Origin of the sequence: Pseudomonas sp. TE50-2 (genome assembly GCF_040813665.1) — a bacterium.
GTDB lineage: Bacteria > Pseudomonadota > Gammaproteobacteria > Pseudomonadales > Pseudomonadaceae > Aquipseudomonas > Aquipseudomonas soli.
The window spans coordinates 2,200,044-2,225,530 of sequence record NZ_JBFNXN010000001.1 but is presented as its reverse complement, the minus strand read 5'-3'; the positions used below and the strand labels follow the sequence as shown (position 1 = coordinate 2,225,530).

19 protein-coding genes and 1 pseudogene are annotated in these 25,487 nt (G+C 63.1%); 11 read left to right on the top strand and 9 right to left on the bottom strand.

What is annotated here, in order from left to right; all coding sequences use genetic code 11:
* Nucleotide 1: 1 nt before the first annotated feature.
* Nucleotides 2–1,339: a TolC family outer membrane protein gene (locus tag AAHK21_RS10180; protein ID WP_367857167.1), complete on the top strand. Its 1,338-nt coding sequence runs from the start codon at nucleotides 2–4 to the stop codon at nucleotides 1,337–1,339.
* Nucleotides 1,340–1,437: 98 nt separating this feature from the next.
* On the opposite strand, the gene AAHK21_RS10175 is transcribed toward AAHK21_RS10180, so the two are convergent.
* Together AAHK21_RS10175 and AAHK21_RS10170 are read right to left on the bottom strand one after the other, a co-directional pair.
* Nucleotides 1,438–2,955 (bottom strand): nucleobase:cation symporter-2 family protein, encoded by a 1,518-nt coding sequence (locus AAHK21_RS10175; RefSeq protein WP_023630301.1) that lies wholly within the window; start codon nucleotides 2,953–2,955, stop codon nucleotides 1,438–1,440.
* Between the two features lie 261 nt (nucleotides 2,956–3,216).
* The gene (locus tag AAHK21_RS10170) at nucleotides 3,217–3,585 is read right to left on the bottom strand and encodes a PilZ domain-containing protein (RefSeq protein WP_046857200.1); all 369 of its coding nucleotides are present in this window, start codon (nucleotides 3,583–3,585) and stop codon (nucleotides 3,217–3,219) included.
* Between the two features lie 164 nt (nucleotides 3,586–3,749).
* Between AAHK21_RS10170 and AAHK21_RS10165 the strand changes: the two genes are divergently transcribed.
* The 3 genes from AAHK21_RS10165 to yjiA all read left to right on the top strand — a co-directional run bounded on the left by AAHK21_RS10165 (nucleotide 3,750) and on the right by yjiA (nucleotide 7,077).
* The gene (locus AAHK21_RS10165) at nucleotides 3,750–5,816 is read left to right on the top strand and encodes a carbon starvation CstA family protein (RefSeq protein WP_046857199.1); all 2,067 of its coding nucleotides are present in this window, start codon (nucleotides 3,750–3,752) and stop codon (nucleotides 5,814–5,816) included.
* Between the two features lie 13 nt (nucleotides 5,817–5,829).
* Nucleotides 5,830–6,027, top strand: coding sequence for a YbdD/YjiX family protein (locus AAHK21_RS10160; protein WP_008094130.1), 198 nt, complete (start codon nucleotides 5,830–5,832; stop codon nucleotides 6,025–6,027).
* Nucleotides 6,028–6,105: 78 nt separating this feature from the next.
* Nucleotides 6,106–7,077 (top strand): GTPase, encoded by a 972-nt coding sequence (gene yjiA, locus AAHK21_RS10155; RefSeq protein WP_367857166.1) that lies wholly within the window; start codon nucleotides 6,106–6,108, stop codon nucleotides 7,075–7,077.
* Nucleotides 7,078–7,198: 121 nt separating this feature from the next.
* Here the strand turns inward: yjiA and AAHK21_RS10150 are convergent, their stop codons facing one another.
* Nucleotides 7,199–8,434, bottom strand: coding sequence for an MFS transporter (locus tag AAHK21_RS10150; protein ID WP_367857165.1), 1,236 nt, complete (start codon nucleotides 8,432–8,434; stop codon nucleotides 7,199–7,201).
* A gap of 344 nt (nucleotides 8,435–8,778) precedes the next feature.
* On the opposite strand from AAHK21_RS10150, the pseudogene AAHK21_RS10145 reads away from it, so the two are divergent.
* The 3 genes and pseudogenes from AAHK21_RS10145 to AAHK21_RS10135 form a co-directional block, all read left to right on the top strand.
* Nucleotides 8,779–8,895 (top strand): annotated as a pseudogene (locus AAHK21_RS10145) (GTP-binding protein); the annotation flags it as partial.
* Between the two features lie 134 nt (nucleotides 8,896–9,029).
* Nucleotides 9,030–9,365 carry a type II toxin-antitoxin system RelE/ParE family toxin gene (locus AAHK21_RS10140; protein ID WP_367858976.1) on the top strand — a complete coding sequence of 112 codons (336 nt, stop codon included), beginning with the start codon at nucleotides 9,030–9,032 and terminating at the stop codon, nucleotides 9,363–9,365.
* On the top strand, nucleotides 9,362–9,661 hold the full coding sequence (locus AAHK21_RS10135; RefSeq protein WP_094010329.1) for a helix-turn-helix transcriptional regulator: 300 nt from the start codon (nucleotides 9,362–9,364) through the stop codon (nucleotides 9,659–9,661). Before AAHK21_RS10140 ends, AAHK21_RS10135 begins: the two co-directional genes overlap by 4 nt.
* A 60-nt stretch (nucleotides 9,662–9,721) precedes the next feature.
* On the opposite strand, the gene glyA is transcribed toward AAHK21_RS10135, so the two are convergent.
* A complete protein-coding gene (gene glyA / locus AAHK21_RS10130; RefSeq protein ID WP_094010328.1) occupies nucleotides 9,722–10,975 on the bottom strand; it encodes a serine hydroxymethyltransferase in 1,254 nt (417 codons plus the stop codon).
* Nucleotides 10,976–11,175: 200 nt separating this feature from the next.
* Nucleotides 11,176–15,006, bottom strand: coding sequence for an EAL domain-containing protein (locus AAHK21_RS10125; protein ID WP_367857164.1), 3,831 nt, complete (start codon nucleotides 15,004–15,006; stop codon nucleotides 11,176–11,178).
* A 251-nt stretch (nucleotides 15,007–15,257) separates the two neighbouring features.
* Here AAHK21_RS10125 and AAHK21_RS10120 point away from each other — a divergent pair, with 251 nt between their 5' ends.
* From AAHK21_RS10120 to gdhA, 3 genes are all read left to right on the top strand, one after another.
* A complete protein-coding gene (locus AAHK21_RS10120; protein WP_367857163.1) occupies nucleotides 15,258–15,650 on the top strand; it encodes a hypothetical protein in 393 nt (130 codons plus the stop codon).
* A 203-nt stretch (nucleotides 15,651–15,853) separates the two neighbouring features.
* Nucleotides 15,854–17,521, top strand: a complete 1,668-nt coding sequence (ettA, locus tag AAHK21_RS10115; protein ID WP_038707327.1) for an energy-dependent translational throttle protein EttA — start codon at nucleotides 15,854–15,856, stop codon at nucleotides 17,519–17,521.
* A 289-nt stretch (nucleotides 17,522–17,810) separates the two neighbouring features.
* Nucleotides 17,811–19,151 carry an NADP-specific glutamate dehydrogenase gene (gene gdhA / locus AAHK21_RS10110; protein ID WP_046857193.1) on the top strand — a complete coding sequence of 447 codons (1,341 nt, stop codon included), beginning with the start codon at nucleotides 17,811–17,813 and terminating at the stop codon, nucleotides 19,149–19,151.
* Nucleotides 19,152–19,207: 56 nt separating this feature from the next.
* Here gdhA and AAHK21_RS10105 read toward each other — a convergent pair whose 3' ends face one another.
* The 4 genes from AAHK21_RS10105 to AAHK21_RS10090 all read right to left on the bottom strand — a co-directional run bounded on the left by AAHK21_RS10105 (nucleotide 19,208) and on the right by AAHK21_RS10090 (nucleotide 22,721).
* Nucleotides 19,208–19,702 carry a GreA/GreB family elongation factor gene (locus tag AAHK21_RS10105; protein ID WP_367857162.1) on the bottom strand — a complete coding sequence of 165 codons (495 nt, stop codon included), beginning with the start codon at nucleotides 19,700–19,702 and terminating at the stop codon, nucleotides 19,208–19,210.
* A 129-nt stretch (nucleotides 19,703–19,831) separates the two neighbouring features.
* Nucleotides 19,832–20,185, bottom strand: coding sequence for a hypothetical protein (locus AAHK21_RS10100; RefSeq protein WP_134693619.1), 354 nt, complete (start codon nucleotides 20,183–20,185; stop codon nucleotides 19,832–19,834).
* A 115-nt stretch (nucleotides 20,186–20,300) separates the two neighbouring features.
* Complete coding sequence (locus AAHK21_RS10095; protein ID WP_367857161.1) at nucleotides 20,301–22,154, bottom strand: DUF4105 domain-containing protein; 1,854 nt, start codon at nucleotides 22,152–22,154, stop codon at nucleotides 20,301–20,303.
* Between the two features lie 78 nt (nucleotides 22,155–22,232).
* Entirely contained in the window at nucleotides 22,233–22,721 is a 489-nt protein-coding gene (locus AAHK21_RS10090; RefSeq protein ID WP_023630569.1) for a DUF3015 domain-containing protein, read from the bottom strand.
* A gap of 254 nt (nucleotides 22,722–22,975) precedes the next feature.
* On the opposite strand from AAHK21_RS10090, the gene AAHK21_RS10085 reads away from it, so the two are divergent.
* Nucleotides 22,976–25,414 (top strand): Lon protease family protein, encoded by a 2,439-nt coding sequence (locus tag AAHK21_RS10085; protein WP_367857160.1) that lies wholly within the window; start codon nucleotides 22,976–22,978, stop codon nucleotides 25,412–25,414.
* The last annotated feature ends 73 nt before the right edge of the window (nucleotides 25,415–25,487 follow it).

Here is a 25,487-nt window from a genome sequence, read left to right as displayed (position 1 = left end):
GATGCCGGCTCTTTTGCGTTTCGCCTGTCCGCTGTTGCTGCTCACCAGCCTGTCGGCGCAGGCCCTGGATCTGGGCGATGCCTATGCCCTGGCCCTGCGCAACGACCCGACCTGGCAGGGTTCGATCGCCGAGCGTGAGGCCGGGCTTGAAAACCGGGCGATCGGCCGCGCCGGACTGCTGCCGAAACTGTCGTATCGCTACAACCGTGCCCGCAACGACTCGGAGGTGACCCAGCGCAGCCAGTTCGGCGACGTGACCACCCAACGCGATTACCGCAGCTACAGCTCGACCCTGACCCTCGAGCAGCCGCTGTTCGACTATGCCGCCTGGAGTGACTACCGCCGTGGCGTGGCCCAGGCCGCGCTGGCCGACGAACGCTATCGTGGTCGTGGCCAGGAACTGATGGTGCGGCTGTTCGGCGCCTACAGCGAAGCGCTGTTCGCCAATGAACAGATCGCCCTGGCCCAGGCCCAGCGGCGTACCTTTGCCGAACAACTGACGCTCAACGAACGTCTGGTCAAAGGTGGCGAGGGTACCCGCACCGATGTGCTCGAGACCCGGGCCCGCTACGAGTTGGCCCAGGCCCAGGAGATCGAGGCAGGCGACAATCTCGATGCGGCGTTGCGGGCCTTGCAGGCGATCATCGGCGAGCCGGTAGAGGTCGATGACCTGGCGCCGATGACCGGTGATTTTCGCGTCCAGCCACTGACGCCCGCGCGTTTCGAGCCCTGGCGCGACCTGGCTGTTGCCCGCAACGCCGAGCTGGCCAGCCAGCGCCATGGGCTGGAGGTCGCCGAGCAGAACATCGAGCGTCAGCGGGCCGGTCATCTGCCCTCGTTGAGTGCCTATGCCAGCAAGGGTATATCCAGCTCCAGCTCCGAGAGCAGCTATAACCAGCGCTACGACACCGACAGCATCGGCGTGCAGTTGAACGTGCCGCTGTTCGCCGGTGGCGGCGTGTCGGCGTCGGTGCGCCAGGCCCGTGCCCAGCGGGATGCCGCGGGCTTCGAGCTGGATGCGCAACTGCGCGACACGGTCAACCAGTTGCGTCGGCAGTTCAACCTGTGCGCCAGCGGCACGGCGAAGATTCGCGCCTACGACCTGGCGGTCAAGGCAGCTACAGCCCTGGTGCAGGCCACGCGCAAGAGCGTGCAGGGCGGTGAGCGGGTCAACCTCGACGTTCTGGATGCCGAGCAACAGTTGTTCGGTGCCAGGCGCGACCTGGCTCAGGCGCGGCACGAGTACCTGCGGGCGTGGTTGCAGCTGCGCTATCTGGCGGGGGTTCTGGAGGCCGGGGACCTGAATGTGTTGAATCGATACTTCGTGGCGCACGGCTAGGGCGATTGGGAGCGGGTTTGTTCCCATGCATCTGCCCAGACAAAAAAGGGAGCCGACGATGCGCGTCGGCTCCCCTCGATGACCGTCCTGGTCAGCGATCAGTGTTCGGCAACCGCCTTGCGCCTGGGCGTCTCGTTGCCGTGCTCGTCCAGTTCCAGCACCGGTACCTCGTTGCCCTCGGCGTCGAACAGCTTGCCATCCTTGAAGTAGTCGCCATCACGCAGGGCCGAGATGTCGGAGTACTGGATGGTGCGCTCATAGGCTGCGGCAAATACCGACTGGTTTTCCGAGTTGCCGGTGGTGAAGTGGTTGAACATCAGGTTCAGCAGAATCGCCATGATCGCCGCCGAGCTGATGCCGGAGTGGAAGATGGTTTCGAACCAGCTGGGGAAGCTGTGGTAGAAGTTCGGCGCCGCGATCGGGATCATGCCGAAGCCCAGCGAGGCGGCGACGATGATCAGGTTGACGTTGTTCTTGTAGCTGACTTTCGACAGGGTGCGGATGCCGCTGGCGGCCACGGTGCCGAACAGCACGATACCGGCGCCCCCAAGTACCGGGGTAGGCACTGCCGCAATCACCCGGCCCATGATCGGCAGCAGGCCGAGCACCACCAGGATCACGCCGCCGGTGGCCACCACATAGCGGCTCTTCACGCCGGTCACTGCCACCAGGCCCACGTTCTGGGCGAAGGCGCTCTGGGTGAACGAGCCGAAGATCGGCGCCAGGATGCTCGATGCCATGTCTGCGCGCAGGCCATTGCCCAGGCGCTTGGAGTCGACCTTGGTGTCGATGATCTCACCGACCGCCAGGATGTCCGCCGAGGTTTCCACCAGGGTCACCATGATCACGATGCACATCGACAGGATCGCGGCGATGTGGAAGGTCGGCATGCCGAAGTGGAACGGGGTGGGGAAGGCGAAGATCGGGCCTTCGGTGACCTTGCTGAAGTCGGCCATGCCCAGCGACCAGGCGATCAATGTGCCGGCGACCATCGCCAGCAGGATCGACAGGCGCGAAATGCTCGCGCTGCCCAGCTTGCTCAGCAGCAGGACGATGGCGAAGGTCAGCGCCGCCAGGCCGATATTGGCCATGCTGCCGAATTCTGGCGAGGCGCTGTTGCCGCCCATCACCCAGCGGGCCGCGACGGGCATCAGGGTCAGGCCGATGGTGGTGATGACGATGCCGGTCACCAGGGGCGGGAAGAACTTGGTGATGCGCGAGAACACCGGGGTAATCAGGAAGCCGATCAACGAAGCTGCCATTACCGCGCCCAGCACCGCCGGCAGGCCACCGCCGCCCTGGCTGCCAAGAATCGCGCCCATGGTCGCCACGCCCGCGAACGACACGCCCTGGACCAGTGGCAGCTGGCAGCCGAAGAACGGCAGCCCAAGGGTCTGCAGCAATGTCGCCAGGCCACCGGCGAACAACGAGGCAGCAATCAGCAGGCCGATCTCCGCCGGCGCCAGGCCGGCGGCCTGGCCAAGGATCAGGGGTACGGCGACGATCCCTCCATACATGGTCAGGACATGCTGCAGCCCGTAGGCCAGGTTGGCGCCGAGACCGAGGTTTTCGTCCTCGGGGCGCGGGGCGGGAGACGTGCTGGGGGACGTGGTCATTGGAGCAGGCTCTCTGTTTATTGTTGTGCCGCTACTGTAGACAACTAGCGCAAATAATTGCCACTAAAATTGTATACAAAGTTTTGATCGTAGCGCCGTAACGGGTGCGTCCAGGGTGCCTGAAACCTGGATGCACGTTGCGTTCCAACCTGCGAGAGGCTGTTCCAGAGGGGTGTGTACAAAGGGGTTGGGAAAGGCAGGAAAGCTGTCTGGCTGGACAAGAAAGCTGTCACAGCCAGATTGTTAGCAGGCTAAGAGATATCAATCTTCGATGAGTTCGCGCAGCTCGCGCATCATTTCGGTGCTGTCTGCCAGGTTGAGTTCCACAAGACGGTGCAGGTGGGTCATCGAATCGACATCGATGAACAGGCAGATAAAGCCCAGCCGGGCGGACTCGTCGTGGCGCAGTTCGACCTGCATCCTGACCTGGGTTTTCTTGTCGTTGAGATGGATGACCGCGTCGAAGTCCTGGGTGGAGTCGGCATCCCAGGGTTCCGGGCGCTCTACCAGCAAGCCCTTCAGCGACAGGTCGAGGAGCTTCACCGGCCAGCGACGTTCGCCCTGGCGCAGTTCGGTAGGGGCATCGAAGGCGATGCGCTGGAAACGGCGGCGTTCGTCGTGGGCGCTCATGGTGGTTTCTCCGGGTGACATCCTGACTATAGTGAGTTTGGTATGTGCATCAGGTACTGCAATCTGGCCGCAGAGGCTCTAGACCAAAGCAAGTGTGGCAATGCGTCTTGACTGGCCCTAGACTCGATGGGCGGTCTTTCCAATCCACCAGCTGGAAGTAAACCATGAACAACAATAATAGCCTGCTACGCCACATTCCGTGGCTGGCGCTGGCAGTCATAGGGGCCTGCGCGCTGGGTGTGGTCGCCCTGCGTCGCGGTGAGGCGATCAATGCCTTGTGGATCGTCGTCGCGGCAGTGGCCATCTACCTGGTTGCCTACCGTTACTACAGCCTGTTCATCGCCACCAAGGTGATGCAGCTCGACCCCCGCCGGGCCACGCCGGCGGTACTCAACAACGATGGCCTGGACTACGTCCCGACCAACAAGCACATCCTTTTCGGTCACCACTTCGCCGCCATCGCTGGCGCCGGCCCGCTCGTGGGCCCGGTGCTCGCGGCGCAGATGGGTTACCTGCCCGGCACGCTGTGGCTGATCGCTGGCGTGGTGCTGGCCGGCGCGGTGCAGGACTTCATGGTCCTGTTCCTGTCTACGCGCCGCAACGGCCGCTCGCTGGGCGACATGGTCCGTGAGGAAATGGGCCGCATACCGGGCACCATCGCCCTGTTCGGTTGCTTCCTGATCATGATCATCATCCTCGCGGTGCTGGCGCTGATCGTGGTCAAGGCCCTGGCCGAGAGCCCGTGGGGCATGTTCACGGTGATCGCGACCATCCCGATCGCGATGTTCATGGGCATCTACATGCGCTACATCCGCCCGGGCCGCATCGGTGAAATCTCCATCGTCGGCGTGGTCCTGCTGCTGCTGTCGATCTGGCTGGGGGGCCAGATCGCCGCGGATCCGGTGTGGGGCCCGGCGTTCACCTTCACTGGCGTGCAGATCACCTGGATGCTCGTGGGCTACGGTTTCGTCGCCGCCGTGCTGCCGGTATGGCTGGTGCTGGCGCCGCGCGACTACCTGTCGACCTTCCTCAAGATCGGCACCATCGTCGGCCTGGCCATCGGTATCCTGATCATCGCGCCCGAGCTGAAGATGCCGGCGCTGACCCAGTTCACCGACGGTACCGGCCCGGTCTGGAAGGGCACGCTGTTCCCGTTCCTGTTCATCACCATCGCCTGTGGCGCGGTGTCCGGCTTCCACGCGCTGATCTCCTCGGGGACCACGCCGAAGCTGCTGGACAACGAAACCAACGCCCGTTACATCGGCTACGGCGGCATGCTGATGGAGTCGTTCGTCGCCATCATGGCGATGGTCGCCGCCTCGGTGATCGAGCCGGGCGTGTACTTCGCCATGAACAGCCCGGCCGCAGTGGTCGGCGCCGACGTCGCTTCGGTGGCGCAGACCGTCAGCAGCTGGGGCTTCATGATTACCCCCGAGCAGCTGGAGGCCACCGCCCGCGACATTGGCGAGCACACCATTCTCGCCCGTGCCGGTGGCGCGCCGACCCTGGCGGTCGGTATCGCGCAGATCCTGCACCAGGTGCTGCCGGGCGAGAACACCATGGCGTTCTGGTACCACTTCGCCATTCTGTTCGAGGCACTGTTCATCCTCACCGCAGTGGACGCCGGTACCCGTGCCGGGCGCTTCATGCTGCAGGACCTGCTGGGCAGCTTCGTCCCGGCACTCAAGCGCACCGAGTCGTGGGGGGCCAACCTGCTCGCGACCGCCGGTTGCGTGGCAATGTGGGGTTACCTGCTGTATCAAGGCGTGATCGATCCGCTGGGGGGTATCAACACCTTGTGGCCGCTGTTCGGTATCTCCAACCAGATGCTGGCCGGTATCGCCCTGATGCTCGGCACCGTGGTACTGATCAAGATGAAGCGCCAGCGCTACATCTGGGTCACCCTGGTACCTGCGGTATGGCTGCTGATCTGCACCACCGCCGCGGGCCTGATCAAGCTGTTCGACCCGAACCCGGCTGTGGGCTTCCTGGCCCTGGCCAAGAAGTACAGCACCGCGCTGGACGCCGGCCAGGTGCTGGCGCCTGCCAAGGACATCGGCCAGATGCAGCATGTGATCTTCAACGCCTACACCAACGCTGGCCTGACGATCCTGTTCCTGGTGGTAGTGTTCAGCATCCTGTTCTTCGCCCTCAAGGTCGGCTACGCCGCCTGGGGCCGCAAGGAGCGCAGCGACAAGGAAACCCCGTTCCAGGCCCTGCCTGACGCTTGAGAGGAATGCCGCGATGTTCAACGACCTGGGTCGACTGGGCAAGTACCTGGGGCAGGCAGCCCGCTTGATGGTCGGCATGCCCGATTACGACAACTATGTCGAGCACATGCAGACCAAGCACCCGGACAAGCCGGTGATGAGCTACGAGGCGTTCTTCCGCGAGCGCCAGGAAGCGCGTTATGGTGGCAAGTCCGGGCCCAAGTGCTGTTGAACCCGCGACACGCATGAACCAGTGGGAGCCCGGGCAACCGGGCTCCCACTTTCATTTTCAGCTGCAGGAGACAACCGCGTGCAAACGCCGATTCCCGTTACCGTGCTGACCGGCTTTCTTGGTGCCGGCAAGACCACACTGCTCAAGCACATGCTCAAGGCCGAGCACGGCCTGAGGCTCGCCGTGATCGAGAACGAGTTCAGCGAGGCCGGCATCGACAGCCAACTGCTGGGCGATGAGCCAGTGCAGGTGATGACCCTGGCCAACGGCTGTGTGTGCTGCAGCATCCATGGCGACCTGACCCGTGCCCTGTACCTGCTGCTCGAACGCCTGGACGCCGGCGAGATCGCCTTCGATCGCCTGGTGATCGAGTGCACGGGCCTCGCCGACCCGGCACCCGTGGCACAGACCTTCTTCATCGACGAAGAGCTGCGCGAGCGCTATATCCTCGATGGCATCATCACCCTGGTCGACACTGCCCACGCCGAACTGCACCTGACCCAGGCCATCGCCCAGGCCCAGGTCGGCTTTGCCGACCGCCTGCTGCTGAGCAAGACCGATCTGGTCGAGCCGCAGGTGGTCGATACCCTGCGCGAGCGCCTGGCGCGCATCAACGGCCGGGCAGCGATCCGCGTGGTCGAGCACGGCCGTATCGACCTGGCCGAGCTGCTCGATGTGCGAGGGTTCAACCTCAACCCGGACCTGGGCATCAGCCCCGGGCCCAGCTTGCGCCCGGTCCTCAAGCCCGCCACCCCGGATCGCATTTCGACGCTGGTGCTGCGCACCGAAACGCCGTTGGATATCGATCGGCTCAGCGACTTCATGAACGAGCTGCTGGAGGAGCACGGCAAACAGCTGTTGCGCTATAAGGGCGTGTTGAATATCGCGGGTGAAGATCGTCGTTTGGTGTTCCAGGGCGTGCTGAAGCTGTACGGCTTCGACTGGGACGCCGAGTGGAAGGAAGGCGAGCTGCGGGAAAGCGTGATGGTGTTCATCGGCGATGAACTGCCGGAGGAAAAGATTCGGGCAGGGTTTGAGGCCTTGAGTTAAAGGGGCAGAAGTATCTGATTTGCTCATGCCGCCTTATGGCGGCATTTTTTTTCAAGCAGCGCCTCATTTGGCTGTTGATGCAATTTATCAAGAATATTCAGCCTGCAAGAAACGATGGCGTTCAGGGGCTGGCGCGAGTCGCCAACCAGGCGAGTGATGCCAATCCAACGCATAACATAACTAGCATAACGGCACTGATGTCCAAGGTGCTGGAGATCAAGTTCGCCAGAGCCGCCAGCAGTTGATGAACAAAAGCAATAAGTGCCATGGCAGGGGACGCAGCTCCCGTTGACTGCCTGCTAGCCAATGACAGGCTCACTGGGTATGCAATTCCCTGAGCTACAAGCATCAGGCAATAAGGAAGCCAGATCGCGTACGCCGCAGTCTTCAACAGTGATGATGCAATAAGCATGATGAGTGCGCCAAATAACAGCAAGGCACTCGAATATCGAAGCATCCGTATTTCATTATCACCGGTTGCAAGGTTACTGGCCAGACGGGTGCCGAGCAGATAGGCAATGCTGATTGGCCATCCCAACAGACCATATTCCCACATCGACCAATTGAAAGACTGCTGAAGAAGCAAGGGCGCTGTACTGCTAAATACGACGATGATGGAGTACCCCAAGCCTCCAGCCAGCACAGGTAGAATGAAGCGCGGTTGCACAATGAGCTTATGGAGGCTGGCGCTCTCACCTGCTCGATGCGCAAGCCCCCTGTGGTGAGCCGTTACATTCAGCCCCTTCACTGTGGCCATTAGTACGCAAGGTATCGCGACGACAAGCATGGCCACCCGCCAGTTCGTGAGTGTGGCAATCATAGCCCCGATAAACTGGGAGGCTCCGAGGGAGAGTACGAAGCAAAGTGAAAGGCTGCTGTAGGCTCGTGTCAGATCCTTGCCATCATACTGCTCGACCATTAACGCGCGAGCTGCAACTGATATACCGCCCGCCAACGCTCCCTGAAGCAGGCGTAGGACAAGGAATGCCCAGTCACCTGGTGATACTGCGAGCAGTAATGTGCAGCAGCCGTAGAGGAGTAGCGTCCAGGTCAGCATACGGCTTGAACCGAGAGTGGCTCCCAACCGACCCCACAGCATTACGCATGTCCCCATTCCCACAAGAAACAGGCTCAGGCTGAGTGCGGCGAATTCATCTGTTGCATTCAGGTCATCAGCAATAGTTGGGAGCATGGGTAGGTAGAAGGTTATACCCGACTGACACAACAGTACGGCTAAGCAACTGAAGTAGAGAATTCGCCGTTTGGTCATGGCTGAGTGTTTAGTAATTGAAATGGATTCCTGACAATAGCCTGCACCTGTAAGCCGGAAAGATGCTTGGCATACGATGTCTGCCAATCCGTCTCGGACCGCTGAATCATGCTCCTGTAATTGGTGTATCGATTTCGAGCGACTGCCACGTCAAACACTTCCCGTAATGGGTTGGAGCAAGCAGTGTGCATTGGAGGGGAACTTCGGTATGTCCGAAGTCGGGTGTTTTGGTCGAGGTAATTTTCCGAGGAGAATGTCAGAGATACCTTGGTGTATCGCGGAGGGTTAAACGCTTACGTTCAAGGTTTGTAGGCGCAGACCTTCTTCATCGACGAAGAGCTGCGCGAGCCCTGGATCCTCGATGACCCAGGCTCAGGTCGGCTTTACCGACCGCCTGCTGCTGAGCAAGATCGATCTGGTCGAGCCCGCTCGAAGGGGATGCTGAATGGAAGAACGGCGAGTTGCAGGAAAGCGTCATGGTGTTCATCGCCGATGTGCTGCTGGAGGAAAAGATTCGGGCTGGTTTCGAAGCTGCGAGCCACGCCTGATTGGGATACAGCCGACTGTTCGATGCCGCCGTAAGGCGGCATTTTTTTGGCCTCGTTTCAGCGATCAGGCCAGTCGAGGTGGCCGCTTGCAGGAGGTACTTTTTTTGGTACACTTGGCCGCGTCGGATCTAAAAATAAATGTGCAATTCTTCCGCAGTGCGTTGGGTAATGAGCCCGTGAGGGAGTGGCTAAAGGGCTTGGCACGTGAAGAACGCTATCTGATTGGCATGGAAATCAAGACCGTTCAGTTGGGATGGCCACTTGGCATGCCCTTGGTCAGAAAGCTGGAGCACGGGCTTTGGGAAATTCGAATCGACATGGGGCATGTCGTTGCCCGTGTACTGTTCACGATCATGGATGGCGTGATGTTCATGCTCCATGGATTCATCAAGAAAAGCCAGAAAACGCCTTCAGCAGATCTGGCTCTGGCCAGGCAACGCAAGGCCAGCTTACGGAGGTCAACTACATGAACCCGCATATCGGTTCGAACTTCGACGATTTTCTCGCCGAAGAGGGCATCCTCGAAGAGGTCACGGCGGCTGCGCTGAAGCGGGTGATCGCCTGGCAACTGACGCAGGCGATGAAGCAGCAAAAGATCAGCAAGAAGGCCTTGGCCGAGCGTATGCACACCAGCCGGGCGGCGGTCGATCGAGCCCTGGATCAGACAGACGCGGGCATGACCTTGGCAACGTTGGCCAGCGCTGCCAGGGCCTTGGGGCAGCGCGTGGAAATACGTCTCGTACCGGATGTCGCACCAGCCCGATGAAGTACAAACATGAAAAAGCCCGGCACAAGGCCGGGCTTCTTCATTTCAGGCGTCTGCCAATCAGTTGCCGTACACCGGCAGCTTCTTGCAGATGGCCTTGACCTTCTCACGTACGGCGTCGATCACCGCTTCGTTGTTCAGGTCGGCCAGGATGTCGCAGATCCAGCCGGCCAGTTCGCGGCACTCGGCTTCCTTGAAGCCACGGGTGGTGACGGCTGGGGTGCCGAAACGCAGGCCCGAAGTGACGAACGGCGAACGTGGGTCGTTCGGTACCGAGTTCTTGTTGACGGTGATGAAGGCCTTGCCCAAGGCGGCGTCGGCGTCCTTACCGGAGATTTCCTGCTTGATCAGCGACAGCAGGAACAGGTGGTTTTCGGTGCCGCCGGAGACGACGTCGAAGCCACGCTCGATGAATACGCTGGCCATGGCCTGGGCGTTTTTCACGACCTGCTGCTGGTAGGCCTTGAACTCAGGCTGCAGGGCTTCCTTGAAGCAGATCGCCTTGGCAGCGATGACGTGCTCCAGCGGGCCGCCCTGGGCGCCTGGGAAGACGGCGGAGTTCAGCTTCTTCTCGATGTCGGCGTTGGCACGGGCCAGGATCAGGCCGCCACGTGGACCGCGCAGGGTCTTGTGGGTGGTGGTGGTGACCACATCGGCGAACGGCACGGGGTTCGGGTACACGCCAGCAGCGACCAGGCCGGCGACGTGGGCCATGTCGACGAACAGGTAGGCACCGACCTTGTCGGCGATTTCGCGGAAGCGCGGGAAATCCAGCACTTGCGAGTAGGCGGAGAAGCCGGCAACGATCATCTTCGGCTTGTGCTCGACAGCTAGGCGCTCGACTTCGTCGTAGTCGATCAGGCCGTTGGCGTCGATGCCGTACTGGATGGCGTTGTACAGCTTGCCCGAGGAGGAAACGCTGGCACCGTGGGTCAGGTGGCCGCCGTGGGCCAGGCTCATGCCCAGGATGGTGTCACCGGCCGACAGCAGGGCCAGGTAGACAGCGGCGTTGGCCTGGGAACCGGCGTGCGGCTGGACGTTGGCGTAGTCGGCGCCGAACAGCTCCTTGGCGCGGTCGATGGCCAGCTGCTCGACGACGTCGACGTACTCGCAACCACCGTAGTAGCGCTTGCCTGGGTAGCCTTCGGCGTACTTGTTGGTCAGAACCGAACCCTGGGCCTCCATGACCGCCGGGCTGGTGTAGTTTTCCGAAGCGATCAGCTCGATATGCTCTTCCTGGCGCAGGGCTTCTTGCTGCATGGCTTCGAAGAGCTCGGCGTCGTACTTGGCAATGGTCAAATCACGGCTGAACATGGCGGTCCTCAAGGATCGGGCAGAATTGGGGGAGCATTCTAACCGATTGATTCGCCGCTGGCATATGAAGTGGCATCAAGTCGCGGACCAATGGGCTTCATGTTGCAGGCCGCGTGGCGACTGGGCTGGAGTTGACTTTGAGGTCCGGTTTTTTCCAGGCTGCATGAGGTCTGCGTGGGCGCGAAGAACCCGCGCAACGCCTACTGGAACATGAACAACGTCTCGTTGCTGAACTGGGCCTCGAACTGGTTGGCCGGCATCGGCCGGCCGAACAGGTAGCCCTGCACCTCGTCACAGCCGTGTTCGCGGAGGAACTCCAGCTGCTCATGGGTCTCCACGCCTTCGGCGATCACCGCGAGGTTGAGGCTGTGGGCCATGGCGATGATCGCCCGGGCGATCTGCGCATCCTGCTCGCCTTCGGGCAGGCCATCGACAAAGGTGCGGTCGATCTTCAGCACGTCGATGGGGAACTGCTTGAGGTAGTTGAGCGACGAGTAGCCGGTGCCGAAGTCGTCGACCGCGATGCTCAGGCCCAGGTTCTTCAGGCTGTCGAGGATCTGCATGGCCTCGTTGACCTCGCGCATCAGGATGCTTTCGGTCAGCTCCAGCTCCAGGCACGCCGGCGGCAGCCCGGTTTCGTCGAGGATCGTGGCGATGCGCGTGCCCAGCTGGCCGTCGGAGAACTGCCGGGCGGAGATGTTCACCGACACCTTGGGCACACGCACTTTCTGCTGGTGCCAGGCCTTGAGCTGACGGCAGGCTTCGCGCAGTACCCAGTCGCCGACGTCGACCACCAGGCCCAGCTCCTCGATCACCGGGATGAAGTCGCCCGGCGGCACCAGGCCGCGGGTCGGGTGGCGCCAGCGCAACAGTGCCTCGGCACCGGTCAGGCGCTTGCCGTCGCCGCTGAACTGCGGCTGGTAGTAGAGGATGAACTCGTTCTGCTCCAGGGCATGGCGCAGGTCGCTCTCCAGCTCCAGGCGCTCCAGGGCGCTGGCGTTCATGTCTGCCTGGTAGAACTGGAAGTTGTTCTTGCCGCGTTCCTTGGCGTGATACATGGCCGTATCGGCGTTCTTCATCAGTTGGCTGAGCTCGCTGCCATCCTGCGGGCTCAGGGCGATGCCGATACTGGCGGTGACGAAGAATTCGCGGTTTTCCAGGACGAACGGGGTGACCAGCCCGTCGAGGATGTGCTCGGCAACATGGATGGCGCGGTTGAGCGCCTGTTCGCGGCTGGCCTTGGGCTGCAGCAGCAGGGTGAACTCGTCGCCGCCCATGCGCGCCACGGTGTCGTCGTCGTCGACGCAGGCCAGCAGGCGCTCGGCCATGTCCTTGAGCATGCGATCGCCCGCCGCATGACCAAGGGAGTCGTTGATCGGCTTGAAGCGGTCGAGGTCGAGGAACATCAGCACCACCCAGGCCTTCTGCCGCTCGGCCTGTTGCAGGGCGGTGTACAGGCGGTCCTGGAACAATGTGCGGTTGGGCAGGTGGGTGAGGGCGTCGTAGTAGGCCAGGCGGTGGATGCGCTGCTCGCTGGCCTTGCGTTCGCTGATGTCGGTGAAGAAGCACACATAGCTGGCCAGGTCGCCTTCATCGTCGAGCACTGCAGTGATGCCTACCCACGCCGGGTAGTGCTCGCCGTTGCGCCGTTTCAGCCAGACCTCGCCTTCCCAGCTGCCGCGCTGGCTCAGTTGCTTGAGCACGTAGCCTTGCTGGGCGTTCTGTTGCTGCTCGACGGTGAGCATGCCGGGGAGCTGGTCGAGTACCTCGGCCACGGCATAGCCGCTGACGCGGGTGAATGCTTCGTTGGCCTGGACGATATAGCCGGCCGGGTCGGTAATGAGGATCGCCGAGGTGGAGTGCTCGAACACGGTCGCGGCCATGCGCAGGTCTTTTTCGGCCCGGCGTTGCTGGCTGATGTCGCGGCCCACGCCGAGTACCCCCTCGAAGCGCTCGTGTTCGTCCCACACCAGCACCAGGCGCAGCTCGATGGGGATCTTGCGGCCGTCGGCGCGCAGGCAGTCGAACAGGAACAACTGCGTAGGCAGGGTACTGCGCAACTGGGCCAGTTGCGTGCTGTCGTCCAGCACCTGGCTGACGCGCTCGAGCAGGTTGTAGACACCGCTGAGCTGGGCCGGGTTGGCAATGATCGACTGCCAGCCGTTGGCAAAGATCCAGTCGGCCTGGTAGCCCAGCACCGCCTGCACCGAGGGGCTGACATAGTTGAGCTGCAGCTGACTGTCGGTGGAGAAGATCACGTCGCTGATGCTCTCGGCGAGCATGCGGTAGCGCTGCTCGCTGTCGCGCAGCGATTCGCTGGCTTCGATCTGCACGGTGACATCCTTGCCCACGCCGATGATGCGTGTGACCAGGCCTTCGCTGTCGCGGGTCAGCACCTGCTCGCGGATGTCGTAGCAACGCCATCCGCCGTCGCGGTGGCGGAAGCGCAGCTGGCAGTGCAGCGACTGGCCGTAGCCGGTGTCACGCTGCTGCTGGCGCAGGGCGCGGTAGTGCTCGGCGTCGCCGGGGTGCAGGAGCATCTCCCAGAAGCGGTCGCCCATCTGCGCCAGTTCCGCGCGGTCGTAGCCCAGGGTCTGGCCAAGGTGGCGGTTGCTGAAGATCATCCGCTGGCTGTCAACGTCCTGCACGTAGAGCTGGTCGGGCACGGTACGCACCACGTCCGACCAGAAACCCTCGCGTTCGAGCAGCGACAGCTCCACCTGCTTGCGGCTGGTGATGTCGCTTATGCTCAGGATCACTGCCTGGTAGTCGCGGCGCTGCTGCGGCAGGCGGGCCATCAGCCACAGGTGCAGTTCGCCGCCCAGCGGTGCCGGCAGGCGCACCTCCAGCTCGAGCTGCGGGCGCTCTTCGATCAACGCGTCGATCAACTGCATGCCGACACTGTCGCGGCCGTCGCCGCTGCCATCGATCAGGCGCTGCCAGGCGCCTTCGTGGCAGTCGACGTTGAGCAGCTGGCGGGCCACCTGGTTGATCTCGGTGATCTTCAGCTCCGTGAGCAGCGAGCGGCGCAGCTTGGTGTCCAGGGCCAGGCTCTGCTTGAGCGCGGCGCGGTTGCGCAGGTGGTAGCGGTCGAGCTGCCCCGGCAGGCTGGAGAGATCGAGCACGCACAGGGCCACGCCGGTGCCCTCGAAGATTTCCTGGTAGCGCCGGCGATCTTCCTGCAAGGCGCGTTGACGGCGGCGCATGTTGATCAGCGCCAGCACCGGCAGCAGCGCGCAGAACAGCACTAGCACGCATTTGCCGAGCAGCGCCGGCAGCAACCTGTCGCGGGCCAGGCCTGCATCGAACAGGCCACGCAGTTGCCAGGTGCTGTTGTCGATGAAGGCAAGCATCACGCTTTGCAGAGGCTCTTCGCTGGTCTGCCGGTGTCCGTGGCGCTCGATGACCTCGCCGCTGCGGCTGTTTTCCAGCAGCCACAGGGGATGGGTGGGGCCGTCAAGGTGACGGGTCAGCTCCTGGTAGTAGTCGCGGCTCAGGCGCAGCAGCCAGTAGCCGCGGTCTTGCTCGGTCGGCTGGCGCAGCAGCAGGTAGAGCCGCTGATTGTCGGCATCGTTGCCATAGAAGAACGCCCGGCCTTGATTCAATTGCAGCAGGTCGTCAATCAGCTGACGGTCGGGTGAGCCAACGAGGGTGTCGCTGCGCACCTGCCCGGTGGCGTCAAGCCAGGCCAGGTCGCGCAGGGCCGGCAGGCGGGCCTGCAAGGTGGCGAGCAGGCTGGGCAGGGCGACAGGCGCCGGAGGTTTGACGTAGGGCTGGACCAGGTTCAGCGATTGCTGGGCCTTCAACGCCATGTTCAGGCTCAGGTGGTCGGCCAGTTCGGCACTGGTGGCCAGGCTCTGCTGGCGCAGGTCGGCCTGGGTATGGCGGTACTGGGCGAACAGTTGCCACAGCAGCAGACCCAGCAGAACCAAGGCGAGCAGGGCCAGCGCCCCCTTGAGCGAGCCACGCAGGTGCGTGCCGGCCGTGGAATCGGCAGGACGCAGGGATGACGGTTGCGTGAGATTGGTCAAGCGTTGGGTCCTGCGATTGGGCTGACGATGGCAGGGGTTGCGTTCTCGCGGCATGCACGGCCTGTGCCGTGGCTGCTGGGCGCACTATAAGGCGCACGCGGGAAGCCGACTAGCATGCCTTCAAATATGGCAAAGTGCCAGTCCACATGTCCGATGCCGACCCGCAGTTGGTCATGCCGGTTCGGCAAGTCCCTGCAACCTGTGCGAGAATGCCGCCCGCTTCATAGTCAACGCATCGGAGATGTACGGTTTTGGTTACCCACTATTCCACCAATGGCCTCGATTCCGCCTGCGGGCGTAGCAGTCAGACGCTGGTCAGCACTGCCGTGGCCGAGGACGTATCCTGCAAGACCTGCCAGCGCTCGCTGGCCAAGCCGGACGCGGCTGCCGCCAGTGCCAACAAGACGCCGTCGCTGGCCGAGCTGCGCAAGTCGGCCAAGGCTGCTGCCGAGCCGCTTGCCCAGGTTGCCGCACAACCCACCGCCAAGCCCACTGCCGCGCCTGCCAAGGCCGTGAGCAAGCCGGCTGGCAAACCTGTCCGCAGTGGCGGCTTCAGCGTCAAGTCCGCCTGGGCCGCGCGCCTGGCCGAGCAATCGGACCGTTGCCGCCTGCCGCGTGGCAAGGCCAGGCAGTCGCACGTCTGAGCCCGCGCCAAGCCCGCCCCACCCATGCCGGCGTGGGCGCGGGCTTGCCCCGCGAAGGCCGCCGAGCGGCCCCGCCATCTACCCCATCTGTGCAACGCCGCGACTTGGCGTAGAATGGCCCACTTTGTTCAATGACCCCGTAATCACATCCCCTGGCCAATGCCGGGGCGCGTGTCTTTACCTATCTGATAGAGGGCTTGGTTTTGGCTCAATACGTCTACACCATGCATCGGCTGAGCAAGGTCGTGCCGCCGAAGCGGGAAATTCTCAAGAACATTTCCCTGTCGTTCTTCCCGGGTGCCAAGATCGGCGTGCTGGGCCTGAACGGCGCTGGTAAATCGACCCTGCTGCGGATCATGGCGGGCGTCGACAAGGAATTCGACGGCGAAGCCCGTCCGATGCCCGACATCAACGTCGGCTACCTGCCCCAGGAGCCGCAGCTGGACCCGAGCAAGACCGTGCGCGAAGTGGTCGAGGAGGCGGTCAGCGTGATCAAGGACGCCCAGGCTCGCCTGGACGAGGTCTACGCCGCCTACGCCGACCCGGATGCCGACTTCGACAAGCTGGCCGCCGAACAGGCCAAGCTCGAGGCCATCCTGCAGGCCGCCGACGGTCACAACCTCGAGCGCCAGCTGGATGTCGCCGCCGATGCCCTGCGCCTGCCGGCCTGGGAGGCGAAGATCGAGCACCTGTCCGGTGGCGAGAAGCGCCGCGTGGCCCTGTGCCGCCTGCTGCTGTCGGCCCCCGACATGCTGCTGCTCGACGAACCGACCAACCACCTGGACGCCGACTCGGTAGCCTGGCTGGAGCGCTTCCTGCACGACTTCCCCGGTACCGTGGTGGCAATCACCCACGACCGTTACTTCCTCGACAACGTCGCCGGCTGGATCCTCGAGCTGGACCGCGGCGCCGGCATTCCGTACGAAGGCAACTACTCGGGCTGGCTGGAAGCCAAGTCGGACCGTCTGGCGCAGGAATCCAAGCAGCAGAGCGCCCACGAGAAGGCCATGAAAGAGGAACTGGAGTGGGTGCGCAAAGGCGCCAAGGCCCGTCAGTCCAAGTCCAAGGCCCGTCTGCAGCGCTTCGAAGAGATGCAGTCGCAGGAGTTCCAGAAGCGCAGCGAGACCAACGAGATCTACATCCCGGCAGGTCCGCGCCTGGGCGACAAAGTCATCGAGTTCAAGAACGTCACCAAAGGCTATGGCGATCGCGTGCTGATCGACAACCTGTCGTTCGCCATGCCCAAGGGCGCCATCGTCGGCGTGATCGGTGGTAACGGTGCCGGTAAATCGACCCTGTTCCGCATGCTGATGGGCAAGGAGCAGCCGGACTCGGGCAGCATCGAGATCGGTGAAACCGTGCAGCTGGCCTGCGTCGACCAGAGCCGCGAAGACCTGGACGGCAGCAAGACCGTGTTCCAGCAGATCTCCGACGGCTCCGACCAGATCCGCATCGGCAGCTACGAGATCCCGTCGCGCACCTACGTCGGCCGCTTCAACTTCAAGGGCGGCGACCAGCAGAAGTTCGTCAAGGACCTCTCCGGTGGTGAGCGTGGCCGCCTGCACCTGGCCCTGACCCTGAAGGAGGGCGGCAACGTCCTGCTGCTCGACGAACCGTCCAACGACCTCGACGTCGAAACCCTGCGTTCGCTGGAGGAAGCCCTGTTGGACTTCCCGGGCGCCGCCATCGTGATTTCCCACGACCGTTGGTTCCTGGACCGTGTGGCTACTCACATCCTGGCGTACGAAGACGATTCCAGCGTAGTGTTCTTCGAAGGCAACTACACCGAGTACGAAGCCGATCGCAAGAAGCGCCTGGGCGACGCCGCTGCCCAGCCGCACCGTGTGCGTCACAAGAAACTGGCCCAGTAAGCCGGTTTTCGCTGCACAACGATGGGGCCCTCAGGGGCCCCATTTTGTGCCTGGCTTTCAGGGATGAGGAGGGCTGCGTGGGAGCGGGCTTGCCTCGCGATTGCGACGTTACAGGAGATCGAGGAGCGGGTTTTCTCTCACAAGTACGCCCAGAAAACTTGTATACAGTTATAGAAAACGCACCAATTAATTTCATAAAAACGACATTGCGCCCTGTTCCAGTGCGATTGGTTCTTGGTACATTCCCGAAAAAACCAAAAACAATCCCTCTCTTGGTGAGATGTCTACCATGATCGAATCTGTCGACGATTTCCTGGCCCGACTGCAACAACGCGACCCGGCCCAGCCCGAATTCCACCAGGCCGTGGAGGAGGTGCTGCGCAGCCTGTGGCCTTTCCTCGAAGCCAACCCTCACTACCTGCAGGCAGGCATTCTCGAACGCATGGTCGAACCCGAGCGCGCCGTGCTGTTCCGTGTGTCGTGGGTCGACGACCAGGGCAAGGTCCAGGTCAACCGCGGCTACCGCATCCAGATGAGCAGCGCCATCGGCCCGTACAAGGGCGGCCTGCGCTTCCACCCGTCGGTCAACCTGGGCGTGCTCAAGTTCCTGGCCTTCGAGCAGGTGTTCAAGAACTCGCTGACCTCGCTGCCCATGGGCGGCGGCAAAGGCGGCTCGGACTTCGACCCGAAGGGCAAGAGCGACGCCGAAGTGATGCGCTTCTGCCAGGCGTTCATGAGCGAGCTGTACCGCCACATTGGCGCCGACCTGGATGTGCCGGCGGGTGATATTGGCGTCGGTGCCCGCGAAATCGGCTTCCTGTTCGGCCAGTACAAGCGCCTGGCCAACCAGTTCACTTCGGTGCTGACCGGCAAGGGCATGACCTATGGCGGCAGCCTGATCCGCCCGGAGGCCACCGGCTACGGCTGCGTGTACTTCGCCGAAGAGATGCTCAAGCGCCGCGACCAGCGCATCGACGGTCGCCGTGTGGCGATCTCCGGTTCCGGCAACGTTGCCCAGTACGCTGCGCGCAAGGTCATGGACCTGGGCGGCAAGGTCATCTCGCTGTCCGACTCCGAAGGCACCTTGTATGCCGAAGCCGGCCTTACCGATGCCCAGTGGGACGCGGTGATGGAGCTGAAGAACGTCAAGCGTGGCCGCATCAGCGAGCTGGCCGAGCAGTTCGGCCTGGAGTTCCGCAAAGGCCAGACGCCGTGGAGCCTGGCATGCGATATCGCGCTGCCGTGCGCGACGCAGAACGAACTGGGCGCCGAAGACGCCCGTACCCTGTTGCGCAATGGCTGTATCTGCGTTGCCGAAGGGGCCAACATGCCGACCACCCTGGAGGCTGTGGATATCTTCATCGAGGCCGGCATCCTCTACGCGCCTGGCAAGGCATCCAATGCCGGTGGCGTGGCCGTGTCGGGCCTGGAGATGTCGCAGAACGCCATGCGCCTGCTGTGGACGGCCGGGGAGGTGGACAGCAAGCTGCACCACATCATGCAGTCGATCCACCATGCTTGCGTGCACTACGGCGAGGAGGCCGATGGCAGCATCAACTACGTCAAGGGCGCCAATATCGCCGGCTTTGTGAAGGTGGCTGACGCGATGCTGGCCCAGGGCGTGGTCTGATTCGATAACTTGCGACCGCTTCGCGCCGAAAGGGGCGCGAAGCGGCCGCGATGATTTCAGCACTCACCCAGAATGGCCAGCACCTCGATCATCTGGTCCCCCGCCGGCCTTCGCCACAACACTTCATCGCCAGGCCCGGCCCCCAGAAGCGCCCGCCCCAGCGGCGAGCCCCAGTTGACCAACCCCTGGGCGGCATCGGCCTGATCCTCGCCCACCAGTTGCACCTGATGCTCCTGGTCATGCTCATCGACGAACCGCACCAGGCTGCCGATCTGCACTTTCTCCGTGGACGTTGCAGCAGGTACCACCTGCGCGCTCTGTACCCGGGCGGTGAAGTAGCGCAGGTCACGCTCGGTATCGGCCAGACGCTGCTTGTCGGCATCGCCCTCGGCCTGCAGCTCGGCGCGCAATGCATTGAGCGCGGCCACTCGCTGCTGCAACTGCGCCAGGCCGCTGGCGGTGACATAGTTTGGCTGGTCGCTGACCAGGCGCTCGACCGGCTGGCTGGCCTGGGCGGCGGCCTGGTCTTCATTGACGAATGCTCGGCTCATTTCAGCTCCAAGTTGCAAGCTTCAAGCTGATCAGTAGTTGCCTGAGAGCAGGTGTCGATCAGGCATCGCTTGTGCTTTTGCTTAGAGCTTACTGCTTGCGGCTTGAAGCTGGCATGTCCGTTTGCGACGTCAATTGCGCCGATAGGCACGGGCCGCACCTTGGTCTTTCTCCTGCTGCCAGTCGCGGTCACGCTCGTCCCAATAGCGTTCGCGATACTCGCGCAGGTCTTCGTTGGACTGCATGGCGTGGCACTGGCGAAAGCCATCGTCCCAGCCGCTTTCGTACTGGCGGTTATGCAGGTAGCGCGGGACATCCTTGCGAAAGTCGCCGGCCATCAGCCCGGCGGCCTGGCGACCGCTGCTGCAGCCATCCTGGAAGCCGTCGGCGTAGGCGGGCGGGTAGCCTTGGTTGACCATCTGTTCATGGGTGGTTTCGCAACCCGCCAGCAGCAAGAAAAACAAGGCTAACCAGTACCGCGACATGACCACAGGACCCTCGGATTGATACCGCAAAGTCTAGGTCGGGAATTGTTGGCACGATGTCAAAACGCTGTCGAAGGATTGCACCGGGACTGGGTCCGCAAAGCGGCCCAGATGCTCAGTATTGATACCACTTCAACTCCAGCATCACCTCGTTCTGTGCCGTGGCCAGGTGGCTGAACTGGCGTGAAGCACTCAATCGCAAGCCCAGGTCGCGGCTGATCTCCCACTGCTGGTTCAGGCTCACGCTGCGCCGCACTTCGCCGTTGGTGAAATAATCACCCTTGGCCTCAAGCGTCAGGTTGCCCAGCGGGTTGCGCCACAACAGCCCGCCATTGAACCCGGCGGCGGGCGAGATGAATTCGGCGAAATCGTTGTGATGCTCGACCCGCACCGTGCCCAGGGCAAAGCCCAGCAAGTCGTCACCCAGTTGCCAGGTGCCGCCGGCGCCGCCGTTGACATGGCTGACCAGCACCTCGTCGTCATGTTTGCCCGGCACGCGTTCCAGGCCACCCGCGACCTGCCACGACCAAGGCTTGAGTAGTTCGTTGCGCGGTGTCAGCGAGCGGATGGTGGCCAGGTCCAGGCGTTGTACCTGCCAATCGTTACCCTCGTACTGACGCAGCTTGAGCTGCAGGATCTCGATCTGCGCGCCGAGGGGGAAACTGTCCATGTTGTCGTTGAGGTCGTGGTAGGCCATGCGCAGGCCATACTCGGCGTAGGCGCGGTCCTCGCGGGTACCCACCCCCAGTTGCCAGGTGCGCGACTGGTGGCCGTCCTCCGGCAGGCCGGGCCGCTCGATCTGTAGCGGCGGCGGCGGGTTGCGGTTGATCGCCCTGAGCAGTTCATAGCTGCGGCCGGCCTGGGCCGGGTCGCGTTCCTGGCCATTGGCGCGGTAGCGCTCCAACCGGTAGGCGGCGTCCTGTACCAGCGCCTGGCGGTCGCGGGGCAGGGCGGTGAAGGAGGGGCTTTGCAACTGCGCGGTGTCGGCGCTGATGGCCAGCACCTGCTGTTTTTCCTCGTGGTCCAGCGGCTCGGCACGGGCCAGCAGTTCACGCTCGCGGGATGGGCGGTAGCGCACGTCCGCCACCAGCCCGGACTGTTTCACCGCCTTCACGGTGTCGGTAGGGATGGCGGTCAGCGGGAACTGCGAGGTCAGGTCCAGGCTGGGGCGTGCCACCTGCAACAGCTCCAGCAGGCGATAGGAGCAGTTCTCGTCGAAGAAGAAATAGTCGAACTTGATCTGCTTGAGTTCCCACACGTGCTCGACCATGCGCCCGGTCTCTTCCGGGGTCAGGTCCAGCTGGTACTCCCACAGGTCGCGGTTTTCCAGGCTGCGGTACTCGGACAGCTTTTCCTGGTAGGGCATCATCGCGAACAGCCCGGGATAGCCGCCCATCAGGCCTTTCCAGGCATAGAGGATGCTGTTGTCGCTGCCCTCGATGTAGGCGCCGAAATTGATCGCGTAGCTCAGCAGCGTGGTGTCGTCGCGCCGGGTATTGGACTGGTCGATGCGCAGCAGCGTATGGCCGAACATCGACGACGGGCTGTTGAGATAGGCCGCCGGGAAGATCAGCGCCGCGCTGTGCGGGTCGATCGACTTGTACCAGGTATCGAACTCCTGGCAGGCCGGGCTCGGCAGATCGGTGAGGGCCAGCTGTTCGCGCAGCCAACGGGTCCGTGCCGGAAACACGCATTGGGCGTGCTTGTCGCCCAGGCTGGCCGGGGCATACAGCGCGGCGACCGTGGCCTGCAGCTCCTGGTCCGGGTGATGCGCGCCATCCTCGGCGAGAAAGAAGCGCGGGTCGTCCACATAGCTGCGCCAACCGCCAAGCTTGGCAGTCTCGTAGTGTCCGAGGGCGATCCAGTAGGGCGTGGCCGCCAACTGCTGGACGCGGGCCGGGTCTGGTTGTGGGGCGGCATGAAGCGGTGCGCTGACGATCAGCGCCAGGGGAACGAGGCGTTTGAGCATGTCGGGCAACTACATCCTGATGATGCCGGAAGGTGAAGCGCCAAACCCGCCCCGCTGCCGGGGCGGGAGGCGTGGTACTCAAGCCTCGGTGGCGTACTTGGCCAGTTGCGGGTCGCTCTTGAGCACCGCCAGGGTGTTGGAATGGACAGTCTCGGCAGTCACGTCGGCGCTGCTGAAGATCTGCTGGAAGTGCTCGTGGGTGACAGCGGCGAAATGCGCGCGGTCTTCAGGCGCCACACCAAGGACCACGGCATAGGTGGTCAGGGCTTCGCCCTGGCCCTGGGCCATGTCTTCGGAGAGCTCGTTCATCATGCCGTTCATGGCGAACCAGGATTTGCCGCCATAGGTGAGTGCGGCCTTGGTCGAGCAGCCGTTGGTGCCCGAGGTCATGCCGAAGGTTGCGTTGCCGGAGGTGCCGTTGGTGGTGGAGGCCAGGAAGTGGGCCGGCGTGCCGCGCTGGCCCTCGAACAGCAGGTTGCCCCAGCCGCAGTTCGGGCCGCCTGGCGCTTCGGCCATGGCGTTGATCGAGACAGCGGCGAACAGAGTACCCAGAAGAATCCGTTTCATAGCGTTGTTCTCTTTCTCAAGTGACGTACCAATGGTCAGGTTTCTGGCAACGCGGTTGCCAGGGCGGGAGGATTTCCATCCCCCTGCGCAGCTTGGAGTTTAGGCACGATCCAAAGGTTGCGTTGTTTATTGCGAAAAATTGCTTGCGTGATTGCTTGGCTTGGGCTGTGACATAAAGTCCCACGGAGCCTTGCCGCTGCGCGCTGGCAGCGCCAGAATGCCTTTCATCCGCCCCGCCGAAGTAAGGAAACCCAATGCCCGATCCTGTCGCCTCGCGCCTGCGTCTCGCGCCAGAAGCCCTGACCCGGCGTTTCTCCGCTGAACAGTTTGCTTTTTCCAATACCGACGATCTGGAGCCGTTTCGTGGTGTGCTGGGCCAGGAGCGTGCCGTCGAGGCCCTGCAGTTCGGCGTGGCGATGCCGCGCCCTGGTTACAACGTGTATGTGATGGGCGAGCCCGGCACGGGCCGGTTCTCCTTCGTCAAGCGTTACCTCAAGGCCGAGGGCAAGCGCCAGCACACCCCGGCCGACTGGCTGTACGTCAACAACTTCGAGGACTCCCGCGAGCCGCGCGCGCTGGAGTTGCCGGCCGGCAGCGCGCAAGCGTTCCTCAGCGACATGAACGGCCTGATCGACAACCTGTTGGCCACGTTCCCTGCGGTGTTCGAGCACCCTTCCTACCAGCAGAAGAAGAGCGCCATCGACCGCGCCTTCAACCAACGCTATGACCGCGCATTGGACGTGATCGAGCGTGCCTCGCTGGAGAAGGATGTGGCGCTGTACCGCGACAGCAGCAATGTCGCCTTTACCCCCATGGCCGATGGCAAGGCGCTGGACGAAGCCGAATTCGCCCAACTGCCTGAGGAATTGCGCGAGCGTTTCCATGAAGACATCGCCGAGCTCGAAGAGCGCCTGAACGAGGAACTCTCCAGCCTGCCGCAATGGAAACGTGAATCGAACAACCAGTTGCGCAAGCTCAACGAGGAAACCATCACCCTCGCCCTGCAGCCGCTGCTGGCGCCGCTGTCGGAAAAGTACGCGGAAAACGCCGCGGTGTGCGCCTACCTGCAGTCGCTGCAATTGAACCTGCTGCGCACCGTGGTCGAGCAACTGGTCGATGACAGCAAGACCGACGCGGTGGCGCGCAAGATGCTCGAGGAGCAGTACGCCCCCAACCTGGTGGTCGGCCACCCTGGCAAAGGCGGGGCGCCGGTGGTGTTCGAACCACACCCGACCTACGACAACCTGTTCGGTCGCATCGAATACAGCACTGACCAGGGCGCGTTGTACACCTCCTACCGCCAGCTTCGCGCCGGTGCGTTGCACCGAGCCAATGGCGGCTTCCTGATTCTTGAAGCCGAGAAGATGCTCGGCGAGCCCTTCGTCTGGGACGCCCTGAAGCGTGCCTTGCAGTCGCGCAAGCTGAAGATGGAGTCGCCGCTGGGCGAACTGGGCCGTGTCGCCACCGTGAGCCTGACGCCGCAGGTGATCCCGCTCAGCGTCAAGCTGGTGATCATCGGCTCGCGCCAGCTGTACTACGCGCTGCAGGACCATGACTCGGACTTCCAGGAGATGTTCCGGGTGCTGGTGGACTTCGATGAAGACATGCCCATGGTCGACGAGAACCTGGAGCAGTTCGCCCAGTTGCTGCGCACCCGCACCAACGAGGAAGGCATGGCGCCGCTGACCAGCGACGCGGTGGCGCGCCTGGCCACCTACAGCGCGCGCCTGGCCGAGAACCAGTCGCGCTTGTCGGCGCGTATCGGCGACCTGTTCCAGCTGGTCAGCGAGGCCGACTTCATCCGCCAGCTGGCCAGCGAGAGCATGACCGACGCCGGCCACATCGAGCGGGCGCTCAAGGCCAAGGCCCAGCGCACCGGGCGGGTGTCGCAGCGGGTGCTCGACGACATGCTCGCCGGGATCATTCTGATCGACACCGAAGGCGCGGCGATCGGCAAGTGCAACGGCCTGACCGTCCTTGAAGTAGGCGATTCGGCGTTCGGCATGCCGGCGCGGATTTCCGCCACCGTCTACCCGGGCGGCAGCGGCATCGTCGACATCGAGCGCGAGGTCAACCTGGGGCAGCCGATCCACTCCAAGGGGGTGATGATCCTCACCGGCTACCTGGGCAGCCGCTATGCCCAGGAGTTCCCCCTGGCGATCTCGGCGAGTATCGCGCTGGAGCAGTCCTATGGCTACGTCGATGGCGACAGCGCCTCGCTGGGGGAGGCGTGCACGCTGATCTCGGCGTTGTCGCGTACCCCGCTCAAGCAGTGTTTCGCCATTACCGGCTCGATCAACCAGTTTGGCGAGGTACAGGCGGTCGGTGGGGTCAACGAGAAGATCGAAGGCTTCTTCCGTCTTTGCGAAGCCCGTGGCCTGACTGGTGAACAAGGGGTGATCATCCCGCGTGCCAACGTCGCCACGCTGATGCTCGACGAGCGGGTGGTGCAGGCGGTCGAGGCCGGTCGCTTCCATGTCTATGCCGTCAGCCAGGCCGACGAAGCCTTGAGCCTGCTGGTTGGCGAGGAGGCCGGCGAGATGGATGACAAGGGCGAATTCGCCGAGGGCAGTGTCAACGCCCGGGTGGTCGAGCGCCTGCGGGTGATCGCCGAGATGATCAGCGAGGAAGAAATCAAGGAAGCCGAGAAAGAGCGCCTGGAGGAGGTCATCGCCCAGGCCAAGCCTGCGTAAGTCAATAAATTGGCGCTAGCGGCGAAGTGCTACCGTTCAGCGCCAGTTTTCCAACTTTTCCCTTAGGTCGGCT

Coding starts and splice junctions, on each gene's coding strand:
- AAHK21_RS10095 (WP_367857161.1), bottom strand. CDS start 22,154: ATGCTCAAACGCCTCGTTCCCCTGGCGCTGATCGTCAGCGCACCGCTT.
- AAHK21_RS10165 (WP_046857199.1), top strand. CDS start 3,750: ATGAACAACAATAATAGCCTGCTACGCCACATTCCGTGGCTGGCGCTG.
- AAHK21_RS10160 (WP_008094130.1), top strand. CDS start 5,830: ATGTTCAACGACCTGGGTCGACTGGGCAAGTACCTGGGGCAGGCAGCC.
- AAHK21_RS10175 (WP_023630301.1), bottom strand. CDS start 2,955: ATGACCACGTCCCCCAGCACGTCTCCCGCCCCGCGCCCCGAGGACGAA.
- AAHK21_RS10135 (WP_094010329.1), top strand. CDS start 9,362: ATGAACCCGCATATCGGTTCGAACTTCGACGATTTTCTCGCCGAAGAG.
- glyA (WP_094010328.1), bottom strand. CDS start 10,975: ATGTTCAGCCGTGATTTGACCATTGCCAAGTACGACGCCGAGCTCTTC.
- AAHK21_RS10100 (WP_134693619.1), bottom strand. CDS start 20,185: ATGTCGCGGTACTGGTTAGCCTTGTTTTTCTTGCTGCTGGCGGGTTGC.
- gdhA (WP_046857193.1), top strand. CDS start 17,811: ATGATCGAATCTGTCGACGATTTCCTGGCCCGACTGCAACAACGCGAC.
- AAHK21_RS10105 (WP_367857162.1), bottom strand. CDS start 19,702: ATGAGCCGAGCATTCGTCAATGAAGACCAGGCCGCCGCCCAGGCCAGC.
- AAHK21_RS10085 (WP_367857160.1), top strand. CDS start 22,976: ATGCCCGATCCTGTCGCCTCGCGCCTGCGTCTCGCGCCAGAAGCCCTG.
- AAHK21_RS10170 (WP_046857200.1), bottom strand. CDS start 3,585: ATGAGCGCCCACGACGAACGCCGCCGTTTCCAGCGCATCGCCTTCGAT.
- AAHK21_RS10180 (WP_367857167.1), top strand. CDS start 2: ATGCCGGCTCTTTTGCGTTTCGCCTGTCCGCTGTTGCTGCTCACCAGC.
- AAHK21_RS10090 (WP_023630569.1), bottom strand. CDS start 22,721: ATGAAACGGATTCTTCTGGGTACTCTGTTCGCCGCTGTCTCGATCAAC.